21 protein-coding genes are annotated in these 21,970 nt (G+C 64.3%); 14 read left to right on the top strand and 7 right to left on the bottom strand.

Annotated features, from left to right (window positions below; translation table 11 throughout):
- Positions 1–29: 29 nt before the first annotated feature.
- From dusB to ntrC, 3 genes are read left to right on the top strand one after another with little or no spacing between them, the layout of a single operon-like run.
- Positions 30–1,031: a tRNA dihydrouridine synthase DusB gene (gene dusB / locus IQ16_RS20320; RefSeq protein ID WP_018641896.1), complete on the top strand. Its 1,002-nt coding sequence runs from the start codon at positions 30–32 to the stop codon at positions 1,029–1,031.
- A complete protein-coding gene (locus IQ16_RS20315) occupies positions 1,028–2,203 on the top strand; it encodes a two-component system sensor histidine kinase NtrB (RefSeq protein WP_018641897.1) in 1,176 nt (391 codons plus the stop codon). Before dusB ends, IQ16_RS20315 begins: the two co-directional genes overlap by 4 nt.
- Before the next feature lie 9 nt (positions 2,204–2,212).
- Entirely contained in the window at positions 2,213–3,655 is a 1,443-nt protein-coding gene (ntrC, locus tag IQ16_RS20310; protein ID WP_018641898.1) for a nitrogen regulation protein NR(I), read from the top strand.
- A 168-nt stretch (positions 3,656–3,823) separates the two neighbouring features.
- Here ntrC and IQ16_RS45210 read toward each other — a convergent pair whose 3' ends face one another.
- Positions 3,824–3,988, bottom strand: a complete 165-nt coding sequence (locus tag IQ16_RS45210; protein WP_158646943.1) for a hypothetical protein — start codon at positions 3,986–3,988, stop codon at positions 3,824–3,826.
- Positions 3,989–4,329: 341 nt separating this feature from the next.
- Here IQ16_RS45210 and IQ16_RS20305 point away from each other — a divergent pair, with 341 nt between their 5' ends.
- Together IQ16_RS20305 and IQ16_RS20300 are read left to right on the top strand one after the other, a co-directional pair.
- On the top strand, positions 4,330–5,406 hold the full coding sequence (locus tag IQ16_RS20305; protein ID WP_051122959.1) for an AI-2E family transporter: 1,077 nt from the start codon (positions 4,330–4,332) through the stop codon (positions 5,404–5,406).
- A complete protein-coding gene (locus IQ16_RS20300; protein WP_018641901.1) occupies positions 5,406–5,858 on the top strand; it encodes a potassium channel family protein in 453 nt (150 codons plus the stop codon). The genes IQ16_RS20305 and IQ16_RS20300 overlap by 1 nt, the downstream gene beginning before the upstream one ends.
- A 9-nt stretch (positions 5,859–5,867) precedes the next feature.
- Here IQ16_RS20300 and IQ16_RS20295 read toward each other — a convergent pair whose 3' ends face one another.
- Positions 5,868–6,551, bottom strand: a complete 684-nt coding sequence (locus tag IQ16_RS20295; RefSeq protein WP_018641902.1) for a helix-turn-helix domain-containing protein — start codon at positions 6,549–6,551, stop codon at positions 5,868–5,870.
- Positions 6,552–6,856: 305 nt separating this feature from the next.
- On the opposite strand from IQ16_RS20295, the gene IQ16_RS20290 reads away from it, so the two are divergent.
- Both IQ16_RS20290 and IQ16_RS20285 read left to right on the top strand, forming a co-directional pair.
- The gene (locus IQ16_RS20290; protein ID WP_026311825.1) at positions 6,857–7,480 is read left to right on the top strand and encodes a response regulator transcription factor; all 624 of its coding nucleotides are present in this window, start codon (positions 6,857–6,859) and stop codon (positions 7,478–7,480) included.
- 156 nt (positions 7,481–7,636) lie between these two features.
- Positions 7,637–7,999, top strand: a complete 363-nt coding sequence (locus IQ16_RS20285) for a response regulator transcription factor (RefSeq protein WP_035666090.1) — start codon at positions 7,637–7,639, stop codon at positions 7,997–7,999.
- Between the two features lie 14 nt (positions 8,000–8,013).
- On the opposite strand, the gene IQ16_RS20280 is transcribed toward IQ16_RS20285, so the two are convergent.
- Genes IQ16_RS20280 through IQ16_RS20270 form a run of 3 tightly spaced genes read right to left on the bottom strand, consistent with a single transcriptional unit; the run spans position 8,014 to position 11,207 of the window.
- A complete protein-coding gene (locus IQ16_RS20280; RefSeq protein WP_018641905.1) occupies positions 8,014–8,598 on the bottom strand; it encodes an invasion associated locus B family protein in 585 nt (194 codons plus the stop codon).
- A 22-nt stretch (positions 8,599–8,620) separates the two neighbouring features.
- Entirely contained in the window at positions 8,621–9,508 is an 888-nt protein-coding gene (locus IQ16_RS20275; RefSeq protein ID WP_018641906.1) for an alpha/beta hydrolase family protein, read from the bottom strand.
- A gap of 10 nt (positions 9,509–9,518) precedes the next feature.
- Complete coding sequence (locus tag IQ16_RS20270; RefSeq protein WP_018641907.1) at positions 9,519–11,207, bottom strand: aspartate:alanine exchanger family transporter; 1,689 nt, start codon at positions 11,205–11,207, stop codon at positions 9,519–9,521.
- 136 nt (positions 11,208–11,343) lie between these two features.
- Between IQ16_RS20270 and IQ16_RS20265 the strand changes: the two genes are divergently transcribed.
- The 5 genes from IQ16_RS20265 to IQ16_RS20245 all read left to right on the top strand — a co-directional run bounded on the left by IQ16_RS20265 (position 11,344) and on the right by IQ16_RS20245 (position 18,795).
- Positions 11,344–12,021, top strand: coding sequence for a YoaK family protein (locus IQ16_RS20265; protein WP_018641908.1), 678 nt, complete (start codon positions 11,344–11,346; stop codon positions 12,019–12,021).
- Entirely contained in the window at positions 12,021–13,724 is a 1,704-nt protein-coding gene (locus IQ16_RS20260) for a SulP family inorganic anion transporter (RefSeq protein ID WP_018641909.1), read from the top strand. The genes IQ16_RS20265 and IQ16_RS20260 overlap by 1 nt, the downstream gene beginning before the upstream one ends.
- Before the next feature lie 148 nt (positions 13,725–13,872).
- Positions 13,873–16,626 (top strand): decarboxylase, encoded by a 2,754-nt coding sequence (locus IQ16_RS20255; RefSeq protein WP_018641910.1) that lies wholly within the window; start codon positions 13,873–13,875, stop codon positions 16,624–16,626.
- An 18-nt stretch (positions 16,627–16,644) separates the two neighbouring features.
- A complete protein-coding gene (locus IQ16_RS20250) occupies positions 16,645–18,345 on the top strand; it encodes an aspartate:alanine exchanger family transporter (protein ID WP_145831702.1) in 1,701 nt (566 codons plus the stop codon).
- Positions 18,346–18,360: 15 nt separating this feature from the next.
- The gene (locus IQ16_RS20245; protein ID WP_018641912.1) at positions 18,361–18,795 is read left to right on the top strand and encodes a hypothetical protein; all 435 of its coding nucleotides are present in this window, start codon (positions 18,361–18,363) and stop codon (positions 18,793–18,795) included.
- A gap of 70 nt (positions 18,796–18,865) precedes the next feature.
- Here IQ16_RS20245 and ppk2 read toward each other — a convergent pair whose 3' ends face one another.
- Positions 18,866–19,666: a polyphosphate kinase 2 gene (ppk2, locus tag IQ16_RS20240; RefSeq protein ID WP_018641913.1), complete on the bottom strand. Its 801-nt coding sequence runs from the start codon at positions 19,664–19,666 to the stop codon at positions 18,866–18,868.
- A gap of 24 nt (positions 19,667–19,690) precedes the next feature.
- Entirely contained in the window at positions 19,691–20,146 is a 456-nt protein-coding gene (locus IQ16_RS20235) for a hypothetical protein (protein WP_018641914.1), read from the bottom strand.
- A gap of 162 nt (positions 20,147–20,308) precedes the next feature.
- Between IQ16_RS20235 and IQ16_RS20230 the strand changes: the two genes are divergently transcribed.
- Both IQ16_RS20230 and IQ16_RS20225 read left to right on the top strand, forming a co-directional pair.
- Positions 20,309–20,734 (top strand): hypothetical protein, encoded by a 426-nt coding sequence (locus tag IQ16_RS20230; protein WP_035666095.1) that lies wholly within the window; start codon positions 20,309–20,311, stop codon positions 20,732–20,734.
- Positions 20,727–21,959, top strand: coding sequence for an HlyD family secretion protein (locus tag IQ16_RS20225; protein WP_018641916.1), 1,233 nt, complete (start codon positions 20,727–20,729; stop codon positions 21,957–21,959). Before IQ16_RS20230 ends, IQ16_RS20225 begins: the two co-directional genes overlap by 8 nt.
- Positions 21,960–21,970 lie beyond the last annotated feature (11 nt).

Genomic DNA, 21,970 nt, shown 5'->3' with positions numbered 1-21,970 from the left:
CAGGCCCGGCAGTATCCGGCTCTAAGCCGTTGAAAATAGGCGATATTGAAGTCGCCACCCCGGTCTTCCTGGCGCCGATGTCGGGGGTGACTGACTCGCCCGTTCGGCGGTTGGTGGCCGAGCTCGGGGCCGGTCTGGTCGTGTCCGAGATGACCGCGAGCGATGAGCTTGCCAATGGCCATCGGATGTCGCGGTTGCGTTGCGAAGCGACGGGAATCGGTCCGCACGTGGTCCAGCTCGCCGGCTGCGAAGCGCACTGGATGGCCGAAGGCGCCCGGATCGCGGAAGCCGAAGGCGCCGACATCATCGATATCAACATGGGCTGTCCGGCCCGCCACGTCACCGGCGGCCAGTCCGGCTCCGCCCTGATGCGCGATCTCGACCACGCCGTCAGCCTGATCGATGCGACGATTGCGGCGGTGAAGGTGCCGGTGACGCTGAAGATGCGGCTCGGCTGGGACGACCGCAGCCGCAATGCGCCGGAGCTGGCACGCCGCGCGGAAGCTGCCGGCGTCAAGCTGGTCACCGTTCACGGCCGCACCCGGTGCCAGTTCTACAAGGGCGAGGCCGATTGGGATGCGATCCGCGCCGTGCGCGAGGCGATCTCTCTCCCGCTCATCGTCAATGGCGACATCACGTCGTACGAAAAAGCGCGCGCGGCGCTTCAGGCCTCCGGCGCCGATGCCGTGATGATCGGCCGCGGCGCGCAGGGCCAGCCCTGGCTGCCGGGCCAGATCGGTCGCCGCCTCATGGGCGAGGCGGCAGAAGCCGCGCCGTCGCTGCAGACGCAGCTCCATTATGTCCGCACGCTCTATGATGGCGTCTGCGCACTCTATGGAATGCGCGTCGGCCTCAGACACGCGCGCAAGCATCTGGGCTGGGCGCTGGACGTCGCGGCCGATGCGAGCCGCGCGCCGGCTGCGAAGCTGAAATCCTGGCGCCAGAAGATCCTCACCTCCGAGGATCCGCGCCTCGTTCACAGTTCACTGCAAGACGCCTTCGACGACTTCGCATGGAGCGCTGCTGCATGAGCTCAGCCGCTGAACATCGTCGGCCGCTTCCGTCCGACAGCGATGCGATCCTGGATGCGCTTCCCAATCCCGTGCTCATGATCGGGCCGGACGGCAAGATCGTCGCCGCCAACATCGCAACCGAAGCCTTTTTCGAGATCTCGACGCAGTTTCTGAAGCGGCAGTCGCTGAAAGAGCTGGTGCCGTTCGGCAGCCCCTTGCTGGCGCTGATCGACCAGGTGCGCTCCTCGAATTCGCCGGTCAACGAATACAAGGTCGATCTCGGCACGCCGCGCATGGGCGGTGACCGCCAGGTCGATCTGCATGTCGCTCCGCTCACCGAGCGGCCCGGCCACATCGTGGTGATGCTCCAGGAGCGCACCATCGCCGACAAGATGGATCGGCAGCTCACCCATCGCAGCGCGGCGCGCTCGGTGATAGCGCTAGCAGCCATGCTCGCGCACGAGATCAAGAATCCGCTTTCGGGCATTCGCGGCGCGGCGCAGCTCCTGGAGCAGCAGGCCTCGTCCGAGGACCGCATGCTGACGCGGCTGATCTGCGACGAGGCCGACCGCATCGTGACGCTGGTCGACCGCATGGAGGTGTTCGGCGACGAGCGTCCCGTGGTGCGCGGCCCCGTCAACATCCATTCGGTGCTCGACCACGTGAAGCGGCTGGCGCAGTCGGGATTTGCCCGCAACATCCGCTTCATCGAGGATTACGATCCATCGCTGCCGCCGGTGCTGGCGAACCAGGACCAGCTGATCCAGGTGTTCCTCAACCTCGTGAAGAATGCCGCCGAAGCGCTGATCGACGTGCCCGACGCCGAGATCCAGCTCACCACCGCGTTCCGCCCCGGCGTGCGCCTGTCAGTCCCCGGTCAAAAATCCCGGGTATCCCTGCCGCTCGAATTCTGCGTGAGGGACAATGGACCGGGCGTGCCCGATGATCTTCTGCCCAACCTGTTCGATCCCTTCGTGACCACCAAGCAGACCGGTTCTGGTCTCGGCTTGGCGCTGGTCGCAAAAATCGTCGGCGATCACGGGGGCATCATCGAATGCGAATCTCAGCCGCGCAAGACCACCTTCCGCGTGCTGATGCCGATGTATTCCACATCGGTGAAACATGCCGATCAAAGCAGTCGCGACGGCTCTGCCGGGAAGTCGTCGTCTGCGTCACAGGGGGCAAAATGAGGATTAACGATGCCCGCAGGTAGCATTCTCGTCGCTGATGACGACACCGCCATCCGCACGGTTCTCAATCAGGCACTTTCCCGCGCCGGCTATGAAGTCAGGCTCACCGGCAACGCCGCAACGCTGTGGCGCTGGGTCAGCCAGGGGGAGGGCGATCTCGTCATCACCGACGTGGTGATGCCGGACGAGAACGCCTTCGACCTGTTGCCGCGGATCAAGAAGATGCGGCCGAATTTGCCTGTCATCGTCATGAGCGCGCAAAACACCTTCATGACGGCGATCCGCGCCTCCGAGCGCGGGGCGTATGAATATCTACCAAAACCCTTCGACCTGAAGGAGCTGATCGCCATCGTCGGCCGCGCGCTGGCCGAGCCCAAGGAGCGGGTCTCGACGCCGGACGAGGACGCGGAGATGGAGGCGATCCCGCTGGTCGGCCGCTCGCCGGCGATGCAGGAAATCTACCGCGTGCTGGCGCGCCTGATGCAGACCGATCTCACCGTGATGATCACGGGCGAGTCCGGCACCGGCAAGGAGCTGGTGGCGCGCGCGCTGCACGATTACGGCAAGCGCCGCAACGGCCCGTTCGTCGCCGTCAACATGGCGGCGATCCCGCGCGACCTCATCGAATCCGAGCTGTTCGGCCATGAGCGCGGTGCCTTCACCGGCGCCAACACCCGCGCCTCGGGCCGGTTCGAGCAGGCCGAGGGCGGCACGCTGTTCCTCGACGAGATCGGCGACATGCCGATGGAGGCGCAGACCCGCTTGCTGCGCGTGTTGCAGCAGGGCGAATACACCACCGTCGGCGGCCGCACCCCGATCAAGACCGACGTGCGCATCGTCGCGGCCTCCAACAAGGATCTGCGCGTCCTGATCCAGCAGGGCCTGTTCCGCGAAGATCTGTTCTTCCGCCTCAACGTGGTGCCGCTGCGGCTGCCGCCGCTGCGCGAGCGCATCGAGGACCTGCCGGATCTCGTGCGTCACTTCTTCTCGCTGGCCGAGAAGGACGGTCTGCCGCCGAAGAAGCTCGACACGCTGGCGCTGGAGCGGCTGAAGCAGCACCGCTGGCCCGGCAACGTCCGCGAGCTCGAGAACCTCGCCCGGCGCCTTGCCGCGCTCTATCCGCAGGACGTGATCACGGCCTCCGTCATCGACGGCGAACTGGCGCCGCCCTCGGTCAGTCCGGGGGCCGCGGTCCAGCAAGGCGTCGACAATCTCGGCGGCGCGGTCGAGGCCTATCTGTCCTCGCACTTCCAAGGCTTTCCGAACGGCATGCCGCCGCCGGGCCTCTATCACCGCATCCTCAAGGAGATCGAGGTGCCGCTGCTCACGGCGGCGCTCGCCGCCACCCGCGGCAACCAGATCCGGGCCGCCGACCTGCTCGGTCTCAACCGCAACACGCTGCGGAAAAAGATCCGGGATCTCGATATCCAGGTGTATCGGAGCGGGGGGTAGGCTTCACGAGCCGACGGTGGCTCAGCTCCCCCTACCACAGCGGAGCTGAGCCTGTCCGGATCGCGCTGGCCCTTGTGGCTGGCGCGGTGAGCAGAAGTCCCGATGGGGCCGAAATGTTCCGTGGGAACCGTTCAAATTGGTCATTCGGCCGCAAGACGCGGCGTCGTACTATCTGACCGGGCGTGCAGGCACCGGCACCACATTGGCCAGTTGCGTCGGCGGCGGCTGCAGGCCGACGCCGTTGACCAAGAGGTCGGCGGCCACAATCAGCAGCAGCACGGCTGAAACCATCGTCGCGAGAAAGACTCTATCCATCTCGGTCAATCCGGACATGAGGGAATCCGTTCCCGGGAGAGAGTGCCGATCAGCAAACTCCTGTGGATTTCGCCATCCGGACGCCACCAAGAGTTTCCTAGCAATTACAATATCTTACAAAGGCTTCGTTCGCCGGCGCGGCATGTCCCGGCAGACCGGCTGGCACAGCGATCGGTATGATCGCGCTCAGGCCGCATGAGATCGGGAACGAAGGACGCGTCTCCCGCGCCCGCTTGATCTGGATCAAGAATGCCGTGCGGCGGAGGCCGCTACGTCCATCGGGTATCCGCACTCCCGGAAGGACGGTCGTCTTGACCACACTTCGCAAGCTTCTCTCCGCGGAGCAGATCGTCCAGCTCGTGATCCGTCTCGGATTGCTCGCGCTGTTGATCGCATGGACGTTTCTGATCATCCACCCCTTCGTGCCCATCCTGACCTGGAGCGCGGTGCTCGCGGTCGCGTTCTATCCCGCCTTCAGCTGGCTCGCCAAACGCCTCGGCGGTCGCCCCCGGACGGCTGCGGTCATCCTCACGCTGATGATGCTTGGCATCATCATCGGTCCGGCGGCATGGCTCGGGCTGAGCGCGGCCGAGGGCATCAAGGATCTCGCGACCCAGATCGGCACCGGCGATCTCATGCTCCAGGCGGCGCCGGAATGGCTCAAGGACTGGCCCCTGATCGGCCCCCAGCTATTCGATCTCTGGACACTGGCCTATACCAACATTCGCGCCGTTCTGCGCGAGGTGGCGCCTTATCTGAAACCGCTGGCGGGGGTGATGCTGTCATTCGCCGGCAGCGCCGGTGTCGGCACGCTGCAGTTCCTGCTCTCGGTGCTGGTCGCCGGCTTCCTGTTTCCGTACGGACCGCAGCTCGTTGACGCGGTCCGCGGTTTCCTGTTCCGCATCGTGCCGGAGCAGAGCGAGCATTTTCTCGAACTGGCGGGCGCGACGATCCGGGCGGTATCGCAGGGCGTGATCGGCGTTGCGATCATCCAGGCGCTGCTGGCCGGCATCGGCCTCAAGCTTGCGGGCATCCCGAGCGCCGGCTTGCTCGCCATCCTCGTTCTGCTGCTGTCGATCGTGCAGATCGGTGCCGCGATCGTCCTCGTGCCCGTTGTGATCTGGATCTGGATGGACAAGGACGTCGCGACGGCGGTGCCACTGACGATCTTCCTCGTCGTCGTCGGTCTGCTCGACAATATCCTCAAGCCATTGGTCATGGGCCGCGGCCTGAGCACGCCGACGCTCGTCATCCTGATCGGGGTCATCGGCGGCACATTGGCGCACGGCATCATCGGTCTCTTCATCGGCCCGATCATTCTGGCGGTCGCCTGGGAGCTCGCAGCGGCCTGGATCCAGATCGACCGTTCCGCAGCGCTACGGGAGCAGGAACAGTCCGGGATTTCCACTGCCGTCCAATCGCATGGGCACCCCTGATGCTGCTTCAAGTCCTCGTCGGCGCGCTGGTCAGCGCGATCAATATCGGAATCCACGCGCTGGCGACCGTCGTTGCCGTGTCGATCGCGCGAACGGCCGGCCTGCGACACACCAAGGGTCCGCGACTGCATTTGATGGGCGTGATGGTCGCAACGGCGGCAGCGCTGAGCGTCGCGCACACCCTGGAGGTCCTGGTCTGGGTCTGCACCTATTGGTTCGTCCAGGCGGCGCCGCCGGGAAGTGACCTCTTGTATTTCGCCTTCGTGAACTACACCACGCTCGGCTATGGCGACATCACGCCGGTGCCCGAATGGCGGCTGATCGGGCCGCTGACGGCCATGAACGGCATCCTGCTGTTCGGCTGGTCGGCGGCCATCCTGTTCGAGGTCCTGCGCAAGACGATCGAGCATCTCGAAGCGATCGCGCGGCTTCCGGGCAGGACAGGACAGTGAGCCTGCCGCTCAGGGCTGAAGATCGAGGCTCGCGAGCTGGTCGCGGTTCAGGAGCACGATCTGGCGCTGGGTGTTGCCGATGAAGCCGAGGATGCCGAGCTCATGCAGCCGCGAGAGCGCGCGCGAGACGGTTTCCAGCGTCAGGCCGAGATAGTCGGCGATATCGCGCCGCGACATCGGCAGCGCGAGGACGCCCGCAGCGGTCAGCCTCTTGTCCATTTCCAGCAGGAAAGCCGCGACCCGCTCCAGCGAGGTCTTGCGGCCGAGCAGCAGCATGTGATCTTCCGCATGCTGAAGATTGTTCGTGGTCATGCTGAGCAGGTTTTTCGCGACCATGGCATCGCTCTCGGCCACCATCTCGAGGCTCTCCCGCCTCACGAGGCGCACTGTGGTGTCGACGATCGCCTCCGTGGTGAAGCGGTGCTCGTACCCGTTCTCCAACCCGAAAATATCGCTGGTCAGGTGAAACGCGCCGATCTGCCTGCGGCCGTCCGACAGCAGCTTGTAGCTCCGCACCGCACCAGACTTGACCTGGTAGACATACTCGGCGGGTTCTTTCTCGCCATAGATCTCGGTGCCCTTCTTGTAGGAAAACTCGATTAAACTGACAAGCGCATTTGAATCGCTTGTCATGCCGAGGTCGCGAAGAGAGTTGGGGCGCAGCGCGGAATCAGTGGTGATGCGAACGAACATGGGCCAGCTCCTCAGCTTGCCGTCGAATTTGGTCTTTGAGACAAAAAATCTCTTGCACCGGAATACGCCGCGCAATCGCACTCCCGCCGAGGTTGATTTACGACTAACGAGGTATTCCAATCCATTGTCCCAAGGGTCAATGTCCCAAGGGACAGCGGGGGGCGTTCGCTGCGCGGACTGAGAAAGACCTCGATGGAGGCCGAAAAGTATTCTGTTGCGAAGCATATGTTTCGGTTTTTGAACCGTTGGCAACCACGCGGCCTCGGTTAAAAGATTGCTTTACTGAATTTTACGCGAGGTAAATGGTGCCCGGCCTTGTCCACGTGGTCGATGACGACGCATCGTTCCGGACGGCGATCGAGCGCCGGCTGAAACTTGCGGGTTATGACGTCAAAACCTACGCATCGGCGCAGGATCTTCTGGACGCAGCGCCAGACGATGAGCAGCCGGGATGCATCCTGCTCGACGTGCGCATACCTGGCTTGAGCGGTCCTGAACTGCAAAGTCGTCTTATCGCCGCGGGCTCGACGTTGCCGATCATATTCCTGACGGGGCACGCCGACACGCCGACGACCGTGCAGGCCATCAAGGCGGGAGCGGAAGACTTCCTGACCAAACCGGTTTCGTCGGAGCTGTTGCTCGATGCGATCGCGCGTGCACTGGCGAGGCAAGATGCCGCGCGCAGCCAACGCGGCAAGCTCGAAGCATTTCGCGTGCACCTTGCAACGCTGACGCAGCGCGAACGGCAGGTGTTCGATCTCATCGTCCGCGGCAAGATCAACAAGCAGATCGCGTACGAGCTCGGGACGACCGAGCGGACCGTGAAAGCCCATCGCCATCAGGTGATGGAGAAGATGCGGGTTCATTCGCTTGCCGAGCTCGTTTCGATTGCGGAGCGGCTTGGAATGCTGGATTCGAATAGCGGTTAACTATTCCGTCGCTTCGAATCCAGTTCCCGCCATGTCACTGCCCCAAAGGACAATATGAAGCGCATTGACGTGGTGCTGCCATGCAACTGCGCCACCCGCACTGGTTGCGGCTTCTGCAGGACCATCGTGGCGAGTCCGAAAGGTCGCTTCTTGCCGATGCGCGGATCAGTGTTCATCGTCGACGACGATCCATCCATGCGAGTCAGCATGAACAGGCTGCTGCGCGCACACGGATTCGCCGTGACGCTGTTCGATTCCGCGGAGGCCCTGCTTGATCACGGTGGTTTCGACAAGGCGATCTGCATCGTCATCGACATCAATCTCGACGGCAAGTCGGGCGTCGAGCTGCGCCGCAAGCTGGCGGAGGAAGGCGTCACGGCGCCAGTGATCTACGTTACCGGCAATGACAGCCCGGTGAACCGTAGTGCCGCGGTTGCGTCGGGTTGCGTCGCCTATCTGACGAAGCCGTTCACGGCGCAGTCATTGATCGACTCGGTCACGCGTGCGGCTGCGGCTTAGCGCGGAAACGCCGATCATTCGTCGACATACTGCTCCAGCATTTTCGTGGGCGCACCTTTGTGGACCGTGCCGAACTGCGCCAGCGGCACCAGGGTCGTCAGCGCCAGCAGGTTCGAATCGACAACCTCGAGCGCCATTGTCTTTGCCGACTCCATTTCCTCGACGATCCCGGACGGGACGACGTCAGCCGCGATGCAGATATTGGTCAGGCACCAGCTGTAGGGGACGCTGAAGCTGCTGCCGGGGTCGAGGGACAGCTTGGGCTGCCGCTGCAGGTACATTCCAACGGGCACGAAGAGTTGCAGCCGGGCCGTCGGGGTGCCCTCGCGTTCGATCAGGTCGACGCGCACAGCTACCTGGCCGGTCGGGAATGTCCCGGTGATGGTCGTCCGGCACAGCATCGGCGCGCCGCCGGCCTTGAAGCAGAACTTCTGCCAGTCACCGTAGCTGATGTCCTTGGCTTCGCGCTGACCGCGCGTGGCCACCTCGGGAGGTTTATCGGCCGGTGCGGCTTTCGGCGACGCGACAGCAGGATATGTCGCAAGCCCGACGAGGGCGCCAACCAGGACGCCACAGAGATGATCACGGATGGTGAACATGGTTACGCCTCCAGGCCAGGCTCTACTTCTGTGCATCGAGAAATTTTGCCACCAGCGGTGACCAGAGCGGGATCGCATCCGGCGAGCCGATGAAGAAATGCCCCTCGTTGCCGAACGGCGGCATCAGATGATATTCGGCGCGGCCGCCGGCGGCCGTGAAGGCTTCATGCATCCGCTTCGACAGGTCGGGCCCGAAGAACGTGTCGTTCTCGATGTAGATCCACAGCATGGGCACCCGCGAGGTGCGGCCGAAATCCGCGGTGGCCTCGACTAGCCTGTCGGGCGCGCAATTATTGTTGGGCTTGCCGCCGACCCGGCCACCACGGCCGGCGGCGAAGGTGATGATGGCCTTCACCTGCGGTGGATTGACGCTCGACAGGCCGATCGAGGCCCAGCCTCCGGCGGACTGCCCGACCACGATCACATCCTTGGGGATGATGCGCTTCTGAGCCGCCATGTGATCGATGATCCAGAGATCGACCTGCGCGACTGCAAGGGCGGCATCACGGAAGTTCGGATTGGTGCACTTGCCGACCTTGGAGAAGAACGGCCCATAGAGCGCACGCTCGGGAATGTCGATGGCGGCTGCGCCATAGCCGGTGCCGACGGGTGCAACCACGAGATAGCCGCGCCTGGCGAACCATTGTGCGGCGTCGCGGAATTCCACCAGCGGAAAGAAGCCGCGGTCGGGAGGGTTGAGCGAGACGCCGTGGTTCATGATCACGAGCGGAAAGGGGCCGTCGCCGACCGGGCGCACCACATAGGCGAACATCGGCAGGGGCAGCGACAGCCCCCAGATCTCCTCCTGGATGCGGATTTCGTCCTCGGCGCGGGCGGGCGCCATGAGCCCGACGAGAAGGAGCAGGACGGTTGCAAGGAAGCGACGGATTGCAGGGAGATCAAAGCACATCCTGGCCTCCTCAACCGCTGAACGTGGCGGCCACCACGATTGGACCGAGCACGGTGAGGACGACATTGCCGACCGCGTAGGGGACGGCGACGCCGAGCACCGGGGTCTGGCTCTCGGCCACGTCGCAGGCACCGGTGACGGCGGCATCGACCGTCATTGCGCCGGCGAGCGCACCGCAGGTCACGACCGGGTTCATCCGCAGCAAATAATAGGCAACGAGCGTTCCGACCGTCATCGGAATCAGCGTGACGACGATGCCCATGCCGACCAGCAGGAGACCCTGCGTCTGAATCGCCGACCAGGCAGCAAGCCCGTTGCCGAGTCCGACGGCCGCGATGAAGCCGCCGAGCCCGAGATCGCTCAGTGTCTGTTGCGCGGCCGGCGGCATCGCGCCGATACCAGGCTTGCGCGTTCGCAGCCAGCCGCAGACGAGCCCGGCGATCAGCGCGCCGCCACCGCCGCCGAGCGTCAGCGCGACAGTGCCGACCTTGAAGCTGGCAAGACCGGCCAGAAGACCGGCAGCGATACCGACCGCAAGGAAGGCGATGTCGGTCCGGTCGCTCGTATTGAGGGCATGTCCGACCTGCGCCGTGGCCCGCGCGATATTGCCGGTGCTGCCGACCAGCGTCATGACGTCACCGATGTAGACCCGCGTGTCGGGACCGAGCGGCACCTCCCGGCCCATGCGGGTGAGCGCCCGCAGGAACACGCCGCGCGCATTGTCACCCAGCCGATCGACGATCTCGCGGAGCGAGCGGCCATGCAGTTCGCGGTTTTCGACCAGCACCTCGATCACGTTGCCAGGAAGATTGCGCAGCAGCTCTCCCGCATCGATCTCGGCCCCGAGGATGGGCTTGGCCGCAACGATCGCGGCGGTCGGACCGGCGATGACGATGTCGTCGCCGGCCTCGAGCACGATGTCATGCTGCAGCTTGATGTCGGCTCCGCCGCGCACGATCCGTTCCACCACCGTGCGGCTGCCGATCTCGGCCTCGATCGCCGCTACGGTCCGGCCTGCGCCGGCCGACACACGATAGGCGCGGGCCTGGAATTTGCGATAGGACAGGTTTTCCGTCTTCGGCGGCGCGCCGCCGGCGAGCTCGGCCTCGAGCTTCTTCGCCTCCGCCTTCAGATCGATGCGCATCAGCCGCGGCGCCACGAACGGCACGAACAGCAGCGTCAGGATGTAGCCGAGCACATAGGTCACGGCATAGCCGGCCGCGATGTTGGCTTCCTGCTGCTTCAGCACGTCACTCGGAAGCCCAAGCTGCGCCAGCGCGCCCGAGGCCGTGCCGATCACGGAGGACTGGGTCAGCGCACCGGCGGTCAGCCCCGCCGCAGTGCCTGCATCAAGCTTGAACGCATGGGCGAAGGCGAGCACCAGGACGAGCCCGGTGGCCCCGATCACCAGCGCCAGCACGACCTGCGCCAGAGTTCGAACGCTCAAGGAGGCGAAGAATTCCGGCCCCGAGCGATAGCCGATGGTGAAGACGAACAGGCTGAACAGGATCGCCCTGAGGATCGGCGGGAACGTGAAGTGCCCGAGTTGTCCGATCAGCACCGCGACGATCAGGATGCAGGCCGTGGTCCCGATCGAGAATCCACGGATCTTGATGCGGCCGAGGAGGGTGCCGATCGCCATCGCCAGCAGCAGGAAGATTTCCGGTGCGGTGGTGATGATCCACCTGACGGTATCCATGGTCGCATTTCCCCGGCATATTGCGGCGGATTTGAGTGGGCGCGCGGGAAGGTTGCTTGATCCAGATCAAGCCTTGCCGGCGGCAAGCCGCCGCCAATGCCGTCATGAAGAGTTCGCGACAGCGGCCATTGCCGACATGAGTACGCTGGACGTCGCAGCCGGCGCGATCCGCCGCGATGAGACCGTCGAAATCGTGATGCTGCTCGCTTTCGCCGGCGGCTATATCGACGCCTATACCTGGATCATCCATGGCGTGATGGCCAATGCCCAGACTGCCAATGTGATCCTCCTCTGGGTCTACGCGATGGCCGGCGATTGGATGCAGGCACTTCACTTCGCACCGCCGATCCTGGCCTTCACCGTCGGCATCGTGATCGCGGCCTGGCTGCGCCGTGCTGCCGGCGACCGGGCCAGCGCTCTCACGATCCTCGTCGAGATCGTGTTCTTGATCACGATCGGCATCCTGCACAACCGGCTCCCGAATCTGGCCGGCACACTCGGCATTTCCGTGGTCGCGGCGATGCAGGCGGCCATGTTCGTCAAGGTCGAGGGCTCCGTGTGCAGCACGGTGATGATCACCGGCAACATGCGTCAGTCGGTCGAAACCATTTTTGCGGTCATCTACGGAGGGGCGCCGCTCGGGACACTGCGCAAATCGGTCATCTTCTTTGCGTTGTGCGCGGTGTTCGGCTGCGGCGCGGCTGCCGGCGCCTTCGCCACCAAGGTCTTTCCCGACCTCGCGCTCGGCATCCCCGTGGTCGCGCTGCTGATCGTCCTCTTGCGCTGCGAAGCGACACCACGTGAGGTGATGTGATGAAAGCGCCGCCTGACGCACACTGGACGCGGTTCTTTCCGCCGGCCGGCTGGCTCGCCGCCTACCAGCGTGAATGGCTGCCCTCCGACGCCGTCGCGGGCATCACGCTCGCTGCTTATGCGATCCCGGTGTCCCTGGCCTATGCGGCGCTCGCCGGCCTGCCGCCTCAGGTCGGCGTCTACGGCTATCTGCTGGGCGGCCTCGGCTATGCCTTGCTCGGCTCGTCACGCCAGCTTGCGATCGGCCCGACCTCGGCGATCTCGCTGATGATCGCCAGCACCGTCGGCGCGCTCGCCGGCGGCGACGCCGTGCGCTATGCGCAAATCGCGAGCCTTGCGGCGTTCGCGGTCGCTGTGCTGTGCTTCATCGCCTGGCTGTTCAAGCTCAGCGTGCTGGTTCGCCTTGTCAGCGACAGCATCCTGGTCGGCTTCAAGGCCGGGGCAGGGCTCACCATCATCATGAGCCAGCTGCCGAGCCTCCTCGGCGTCGCCGGTGGCGGTCACAATTTCTTCGACCGGGCCATCAAGCTGATCGGACAGCTCGGCCAGATCCATCCGATGGTGCTGGCGATCGGCGTGGTCGCGCTGCTGCTCCTGCTGCTCGGGGAACGGCGGCTGCCGGGCAAGCCGGTCGGCATCACCGTCGTCGCGCTGGCGATCCTGGTCGCGACGATCTTCGGCTTTGCAGCGATGGGTGTGCCCGTTACCGGGAAGATACCGGAGGGGCTGCCGGCGGTGGGGATGCCGACCTTCGGCCTGCTGGAGTTCGACGATCTGTTTCCGCTCGCCGCCGGCTGCGTGCTGCTGGCCTATATCGAAGGTGTCTCCGCCGCGCGCAGCTTTGCCGCCAAGCACGGCTATGCGCTCGACGTGCGCCAGGAATTTCTGGGGCTGGGCGCGGCGAACCTGGCTGCGGCCTTCGGCCACGGCTATCCCGTCGCCGGCGGCCTGTCGCAATCCGCCGTCAACGACAGCGCCGGCGCGCGAACGCCGCTGGCGCTGGTGATCTGCTCGGTGACCCTTGGGCTCTGCCTGCTGTTCTTTACAGGACTATTGACCAATTTGCCCAAGGCGGTGCTCGCAGCCATCGTCTTTGCCGCGGTCTACAAGCTCGTGGATATCGGCGCACTCGTGCGAATGTGGCAGGTCAGCCGGATCGACTTCCTTGCCGCGTCCATCGCGCTGGTCTCGGTGCTGCTGCTCGGCATTCTCCAGGGCGTCCTCTTGGCATCGATTGCCTCGATCTTCCTGCTCCTGGCCCGTGCCTCGCGGCCGAACGTGGCGTTTCTCGGCCGGCTGCCGGGCAGCGGCCGCTATTCCGACAGCGCCAGGCATGAGGACGTCGAGCCGCTTGTCGGCGTCATCGCGTTCCGACCCGAAGCCTCGCTGCTTTACATCAATGCCGAGACGATCCTCGATGCTGCGCTGGTCGCGCTGCGGGGCTCCGCCGGCATCAGACTGGTCGCCTGCGACCTTTCGGCATCGCCCTATATCGATCTCGCCGGCGCGCGCATGCTGCGCGATCTGAGCGATGAGCTTGCCGCGCGCCGGATCTCCTTCTGCATCGTGGGCGCGCACGCGCAATTGCGCGATCTCCTGCGCGCCGAGGGATTGGCGGAAAGGACCGACAGCAGCCAGTGGCTGCGCTCGCTCGACAGCGTCCTCGGCGAGGATCGCGCCGGAACGGCGCAACGCACCGCCTGACACGACGTGCTGCGTTGCAAAGAGCGTCGGATCCGGCTCGTCCCATCATAACGCGCGACCGTTGACTTGGATCAATGGAGCCCCCCGCGCCGCACTCACTGTCCGCCATCACCTTCGCCCAATGGCCCGCACCGATCGGGAGAGAGACATGTCCAAGGACACCACCCCCGCACAGAAGCGCATCGACAAGTTCTTCTCGGGCCCCGGCGCCCGCGCAGACGATTGGCGTGACCTGGTGGAGGCTGCGAAAGTCTGGGCTCGCGTCGGCAATCGCGCCGCCTATGACACGGCGTTGGCCGAGCTTTCGGTCACGGAGGAGTATCACGGTTATCCCGGTCCGCAACTGATGGAGGCGTTGCGGGAAGCAGCAGTCGCCGGGGACGGTGCGACATCGTTCGCCCTCGCGACGAGAATTGCCCAGGCGCTGGCGACGCGATCCTTCCGTCAGCATGCGAGCGACTGGAGCGCAAAGGACGACGGCAATGGCGATGCGCCCGAGCTGGCACCGCCGAGCTTCGGCGTACATGCGGCGCGCCGGCCCTATTTCGAGACCCTGATCGTCACCGGCGTATCATCCAGCCAATGGCCGGCACTGGCCGCGGAATGGCGCAAGCTGCGGCGGCCGGTCGATGCGTTCATTTATGAGTCCGTCATCGTCGGCAGCCTGGAGGATGCCTTCTGCGCGACGTTACTCAATCCGAACATCGGCGCCGTCGTCATCAACGAGGGCTTTGGTCTGCGTTCGCGGCACAATGCGCCGGTGCTCCGCTCGATCATGGCCGCGGCCGGCCTCAGCGACGAGACCGACGCGTCAGCCCTGCGGCTCGCACAGATCATCAAGCGGGTCAGGCCCGAGCTCGACCTTTACATGATCTCGAACCGCGACGTGGAGGAGCTCGCCGGCAATCCCGAGGCCAACGTCGTCCGCCGCATCTTCTATTCGGTCGAGGAGCTGCTGGAGCTGCATCTGTCGATCCTCGAAGGTATCCAGGATCGCTACGACACGCCGTTCTTCGACAATCTCAAGAAATACGCCCAGCGTCCGATCGGCACGTTCCACGCGCTGCCGATCGCCCGCGGCAAGTCGATCTTCAAGTCCGACTGGATCCGCGACATGGGCGAGTTCTATGGCCCGAACCTGTTCCTGGCCGAGAGCAGCGCCACCACCGGCGGCCTCGACAGCATGCTGGAGCCGACCGGCAACATCAAGAAGGCGCAGGAGAAGGCGGCGAGGGCGCTCGGCGCCGATCGCGTCTTCTTCGTCACCAACGGCACGTCGACATCGAACAAGATGGCGGTTCAGGCGCTGCTCGCACCCGGCGACATCGCGATCGTCGACCGCAACTGTCACAAGTCGCACCACTACGGAATGGTGCTCGCCGGTGCCCAGCCGCTCTACGTCGAAGCCTTCCCGATGACGGAATATTCGATGTATGGCGCCGTGCCGCTGAAGACGATCAAGCAGGCGCTTTTGAACGCCAAGGCCGACGGCCGGCTCGACCGCGTCAAGTTGATCGACCTGACCAACTGCACCTTCGACGGCCACATCTACAACACACGCCGGGTGATGGAGGAATGCCTCGCCATCAAGCCCGACCTGATCTTCCTGTGGGACGAAGCCTGGTTCGGCTTCGCGCGTTTCTCGCCGTTCCTGCGCCGCCGCACCGGCCTTGGCGCCGCCAACGAGATCGAGGCGTGGATGCGCGATCCCAAGTCGGTCGCGGCCTATGAGAAGCAGCAGGCCGAACTCGGCAAGAACCCGTCGGAAGAGCTGCTGCTCAAGACCCGGCTGATCCCTGATCCCAGACAGATTCGCTTGCGCGTCTACCAGACCAACTCGACCCACAAGTCGATGTCGGCGATCCGCCAGGGCTCGATGCTTTCGGTCAAGGACGTCGAATTCCACACGGTCGAGCAGCAATTCAAGGAGGCGGTGTTTACTCATGCCTCGACCAGTCCGAACCAGCAGCTCATCGCCAGCCTCGATATCTCGCGGCGGCAGATGGAGCTGGAGGGATATGGCCTCGTCGCCAATGCGATCGAGATCGCATTCGCCATTCGCCAGGCGGTCAACAACAATCCGCTGATCTCGAAATATTTCCGCATCCTCGGCGCCGACGCCATGGTGCCGGCGCAATATCGCCAGAGCGGCTTCACCGACTTCCTCGCCGCCGGCGTCAACTGGGCCAACACACTCAAGAGCCTGGACGAGGACGAGTTCTGCCTCGACCCGACCCGCATGACGCTGGTGTGCGGCATGGCCGGCTTTGACGGCACGCAGTTCAAGAGCATTTTGGCCAACGAGTACAACATCCAGGTCAACAAGACCTCGCGCAATTCGGTGCTGGTCCAGTCCAACATCAACAACACCCGCAGCGACGTTGCGCATCTGATCCGCGTGCTCGCCGAGATCGCGGGCGAGCTCGACCGCGGCCTTGCCCAGGGCGGAGCCAATGCCAGGAAGACCTTCGAGGCGCGGGTGACGAGCCTGATGAAGGACGTGCCCGATCTGCCGAACTTCTCGCATTTCCACCCGAGCTTCCGCGGCGATGCCGGCGCCAAGACCAACGAAGGCGACATCCGCAGCGGCTTCTACGCCGCCTATGACGTCGCCGGCTGTGAGCACATCCGCCTCAACGATCCCGAGATCGACCGGCGTCTGAAGGCCGGACCGGAGCTGGTCTCGGCCAATTTCGTGATCCCGTATCCGCCGGGCTTCCCGATCATGGTGCCCGGCCAGGTCATCACCCAGGAAACCATCGACTTCATGCGCAAGCTCGATGTGAAGGAGATCCATGGCTACGACGCCAAGGAGGGATTGAAGCTCGTGCGCGCGGAGGCCCTGGCGAAACTCGGCCGGCCGAAGCCCGGTGCTCAGCCGAAGCTGAAGGCCGCGTCATAAGGCTTGGAGGGGACCAACATGCAGGCGTTCTTCGCGTTCCTGCAGCAGAACCCGTATCTGCTGCTGTTCTTCGTCGTCGGTCTCGCCGTCTATATCGGGCGGGCCAGCATCAAGGGCTATGGCCTCGGCATGGTCGCCGGCGCCATCGTGGTCGGCGCGGGTCTGTCGGTGTGGGCCTCCACCTACGGCGTGAAGCTCGAGCTGAACAATTTTGCCAAGAGCCTGTTCTACTATCTCTTCATGTACGGCGTGGGCCTGCGGGTCGGACCGTCCTTCATCAACAGCCTGAGGGGCGACGGCCTCAAATTCTGTCTCCTGGCCGTGGTGTCGAGCGTCATTGGCCTCGCACTTGTCGTGATCGGCGCCAAGATGTTCTCGCTGCCGCCCGGTGCGGCCGGCGGCATGCTCGCGGGGTCGCAGACCATGTCGGCGGCGATCGGTTCGGCCGAGCAGGCCATCACCTCCGGCGTCGTCAAGCTGCCTGAAGGCATGAAGCCCGAGGAAGCCTCGGGCATGATCGCGCTGTCCTACGGCATCACCTATATCTGGGGCACCGTCGGCATCATCCTGATCTGCAAATATCTGCCGCGGTGGTGGGGCGTCGATGCCAAGGCCGCCGCCAAGCAGTATGAGACGGAATTCGGCGTCAAGGATCTCGAGGGCGGCGGCCTGACCGGCTTTCGCCAGTTCGGCCTGCGCGCCTACCGGCTGGAAAATCCGGCGACGGTCGGCATGAGCATCGCGAAATTCCGCGCGGTCAATCCGGAATACCGCATCGTCAATGTGGGACGGAACGGCGAGCCGCAAGGGGCCGATCCCGAACTCGTGCTGCAGAAGGGCGACATCGTCGCGCTCGGCGGCTCGACCGAGCATCTCACCGAGAAGATGGGCCTGATCGGTCCGGAGGTCGCCGATGCCAAGACACTCGGCATTCCCATGGACCAGGCGGAGATCCTCATCACCAACAAGGAGATGGTGGGGCGCACTTTCGAGTCCTTCCGCGATACCGCGATCGCCGGCCAGCTGCAGGTCACCAAGGTCGAGCGCGGCGGCGTGCAGATTCCGGCCGGTCTCAAGACCAAGCTGGAGCGGATGGACATCGTCTCGGTGGTTGGCCTCAAGTCCGCCGTCAACGAGCTCGGCGAGATGTGGGGTCGCATTGCGCGGGCCAACACCTCGACCGATCTGCTGACGCTGGCGGTCGGCATGATCGTCGGCTTCCTGATCGGCATGATCGAATTCCCGGCGTTCGGCGCCAAGATCGGGCTCGGCAACGCCGGTGGCCTCCTGCTGTCGGGCGTGATCGTGTCCTCGGTCGTGTCGCGCCTGCGCTTCTTCGGCAACACGCCGAATGCGGCGCGGAATGTGCTGGAGGATCTCGGCCTCGTCGTGTTCGTGGCCATCGTCGGCATCAATGCCGGCGCGGGACTGCTGGCGCAGCTCACCGGCGCGGTTGCCTTGAAGATATTCATCGCCGGCTTCATCGCCTGCACGATCCCGCCCTTCATCGTCTGGGCGATCGGCTACCACGTCTTCAAGATCAATCCGGCGGTGCTGATGGGCGGCGTCGCCGGCGCGCGCTCGCATTCCGGTCCGTGCCGCGAGGCGGCCGTCGAAATCCAGAGCTCGGTGCCCTGGATCGGATTCCCGGTCGGCTATGCCGTCTCGGGCATCCTGCTCACCGTGTTTGGCTACTTCGCCATGATCCTGGCTCAATAGGGGGAAGAAAACGTCATGAGAAAGTTCACCATCGGCGCCGTCCTTGTCGCCTCGCTCGCAGCCATTGCCGGTTTCAGCACGCCGTCGCGTGCCGAGACCGGCGACGTTGCGGTCGTCTTCACGAAGGGCGGGTTCGTCATCGGCGTCGGCGGCGGGGAGGGCGTGCTGCTTCTGAGGGGCAAGAAATATCCCTTCACCGTATCAGGCATGAGTGTCGGCTTCACCATCGGCGCATCGACCAGCAAGTTCGTGGGCAAGGCCATCAATCTGAAGGGGCCCGCGTCGATCGAAGGGTCCTATGCGGTGGGCGGAGCCGGCGGTGCGGTCGCAGCTGGCGCCGGTGCCGTGCAGTTGCAGAACGGCAATGGCGTGATCCTACAGCTCACCGGTCCCAGGGTCGGCGCAGAAGTGTCGGCCGCGGTCGGCGGCGTGACGATCCGGCTGAAATAGGCCCGACAAGGGCCTCACGGCAAACGGGCTGCGTCACCGCAGCCCGTTTCGCTTTTCAATATCGCGCGGTTCAGTACCGTTCCTCGACGAACTTCAGTCCGCGCAGGCTGGCCTGGTCGTTGTAGCGTCCCTTGTTCGATCGCGGCGGCAGCTTGACCTTGTCCCGCTTGACCTTCTTGTAAGGGATGGTTCCCAGGATGTGCGAGATGACGTTGAGCCGCGCGCGCCGCTTGTCGTCGGAGCGGATCAGCCGCCATGGCGCATGTTTGGTGTCGGTCGCCTCGAACATCATGTCCCGCGCGCGCGAGTAATCGTACCAGCGCCCGAACGACTCGGTGTCCATCGGGCTCAGCTTCCACTGCCGCAGCGGGTCCTCGATGCGCGCCGTGAAGCGGCGTTCCTGCTCCTCCATCCCGACCTCGAGCCAGAGCTTGATCAGGATGATGCCGGCGTCGACGGCGAATTTCTCGACCAGCGGGCACAATTCCAGGAAGCGCTTGTGGTCGGCCGGCGAGCAGAAGCCCATCACATATTCGACGCCGGCGCGGTTGTACCAGCTGCGGTCGAAGATCACGATTTCGCCGCCAGCCGGGAATTGCTCGATATAGCGCTGCAGGAACAGTTGGGATTTCTGCCGGTCCGAGGGTGCGGGCAGGGCGCAGACACGGAAGACGCGCGGGCTCACCTTTTCGGTCAAGGCCTTGATGGTGCCGCCCTTGCCGGCGGCATCGCGCCCCTCGAAGATGATGATCACCTTCAGTTTCTGGGCTCTGACCCAGTCCTGGAGATGGCATAGCTCGACCTGGAGCTTTTCGAGCTCCTTTTCGTAGTCCTTCCGCTTCATTCGCCCGGCAGAATCGTCCTTGGCCATGCCCGTCCTTCCGCTGCTACGGCGCTACTCGTCGCCCCATGAAATGGTCACGCCGATGTCGCCGGGCACGCCGCCAGGAAATTCGATGATCTGATAGGCGATGCGATAGCCGCGCGGCTTCAGATAGTCGGTCCAGAGCTGAAAGATCTCCTTGGGGATGCCGGTCAGCGTATTCTCCCAGCCCTTTTCCATCTGGTTGATGGCGCGTCCCTTGTCGGTGCAGAGCGTGTTGGGGAAGCGATAGACCATGACCTCGGACATTCCGTTTCGCACCGCACGCTGGATGATCGTCGAGGCGAGCTTGATCTTCTCCTCCTCGGTCTTGCCGGAAGGTTTGCTCAGTCGCTCGATCAGGGCGCGCTTCTCGGCTTCGGCGGCCGCGGCGAGACGGACATATTCTTCCGCCTTCTCGGCCTCCTTGAGCGCGGCCTCTTTGCGGATCTGTGTGGCACTGGGAATGAGTTCGTCGAGGCCGGGCATGGCGGCGGCTCCCCTGGATTGTGTATTCTGTTCCTGGGACGCTATGTCCGGCAACGGGCGTTCTCTTGATTCAAATCAAGCAAATTGGAAGCGGCCCGAACACAGTGCCGCAAGTGGACCTTCCGCTGACGGGAGAGACGTTTGAGCGACCAGCTTCATCCGATGGCTCCGCACCATCTGCCATTCTATCTCGCGCCGGGAAGCGGCACCGATCCGCTCATGGTGGTGATGGGCGTGTTCCTGATCGGCACCCTGTTCTGGGTCGGCACGCTCTATTGGAAGCTGCATAGCTTGCCGGAGCGGATGGCGCACAAGTCGCAGAAGCTGCAGTTCGAGCTCGTCGCCGTGCTTGGCCTGATCTCGCTGTTCACGCACATGCACATTTTCTGGGTCGCGGGTCTCCTGCTCGCGTTGATCGATCTGCCCGACTTCGGCACGCCATTGCGCAGCATAGCCGGGTCCGTCGAGAAGATTGCCGACGCGACGCCGGCGGCCGATGGCGGCGACGTCCCGGCCGAGGCTGTGGCGGCGGCGCCTCCGGCAGACAAGCCGGGACCCGTCAAGGAGAAGGAGCGCAGCCATGTTTGAGCTGATGTTCTGCTCGCTGCTGACGATCTTACCCGACTATCTCTACCGCCGTTACGTCCAGGGCAAACGCTTCGGCAAGGAGATCACCTTCTTCTCCGTCTGGTACGAACTGCGCTGGGGCATCACCGGTTGCCTGATGCTGACGGTGTCGCTGATCACGATGATTTTCTACTTCCACCCGTCGACGTCGTCGGCGACGCTGTATTTCCGCACGGTGCCCATCCTTCCCGAAGGCTCGGGCCGTGTTGCCGAGGTCAAGGTCGGCTTCAGCGCGCCGGTCAAGAAGGGCGATGTGCTGTTCACGCTCGACAGCTCCAAGCAGCAGGCTGCGGTCGAAACCGCCAAGCGAAAGGTTGCGGAGGTCGATGCCGCCATGCAGACGGCGCAGGCCGACGTGGTCAAAGCCGAGGCGCAGATCGGGGAGGCGAAAGCCAACTACCAGCAGGCCAAGGACGAGCTCGACGTCAAGACAGAGCTCCAGCGCCGCAACCCCGGCATCGTGCCGCAGCGAGATATCGAAAAGCTGCAGGTCCTGGTCGATCAGCGCCAGTCCGGTGTCGACGCGGCGACGGCTGCGAAGCAATCAGCATCCTTGCAGGTCTCCACCCTGTTGCCGGCGCAAAAGGCCAGCGCTGAGGCCGCGCTAGACCAGGCCCAGGTCGATCTCGACAAGACCATCATACACGCCGGTGTTGACGGGCGGGTCGAGCAATTCCTGGTTCGTCCCGGTGACGTCGTCAACCAGCTGATGCGCCCGGCCGGCGTCCTGATTCCGGAAGAGGCCGGCCGAAAGGTTCTTCAGGCCGGCTTCGGCCAGATAGAGGCGCAGGTGATGAAGACCGGCATGGTGGCGGAGGCGACCTGCGTATCCAGACCCTGGGTGATCATCCCGATGGTGATCACGACCGTCCAGGACTACATCGCAGCCGGGCAATTCCGGTCCGGCGAGCAATTGCTGGAAGCGCAGAATGCCGTCCGTCCCGGCACGATCCTCGTATACCTCGAGCCGCTCTACAAAGGCGGGCTCGAGGGCGTGACGCCCGGCTCGAGCTGCGTCGTCAATGCCTACACCAGCAACCACGAGGAGATCTCGGCCAAGGACACGCCGACCAGCCGGAAGATCGCACTTCACGTCGTGGACGGCGTTGGCCTCGTGCACGCGATGTTGCTGCGAATCCAGGCGCTGTTGCTGCCGATCCAGACACTCGTGCTGAGTGGCCATTGAACGGTGAGAAA

It is taken from the genome of Bradyrhizobium huanghuaihaiense (assembly GCF_007830635.1).
Lineage (GTDB): Bacteria > Pseudomonadota > Alphaproteobacteria > Rhizobiales > Xanthobacteraceae > Bradyrhizobium > Bradyrhizobium huanghuaihaiense.
This window is presented reverse-complemented; position numbering and strand designations above follow the sequence as displayed.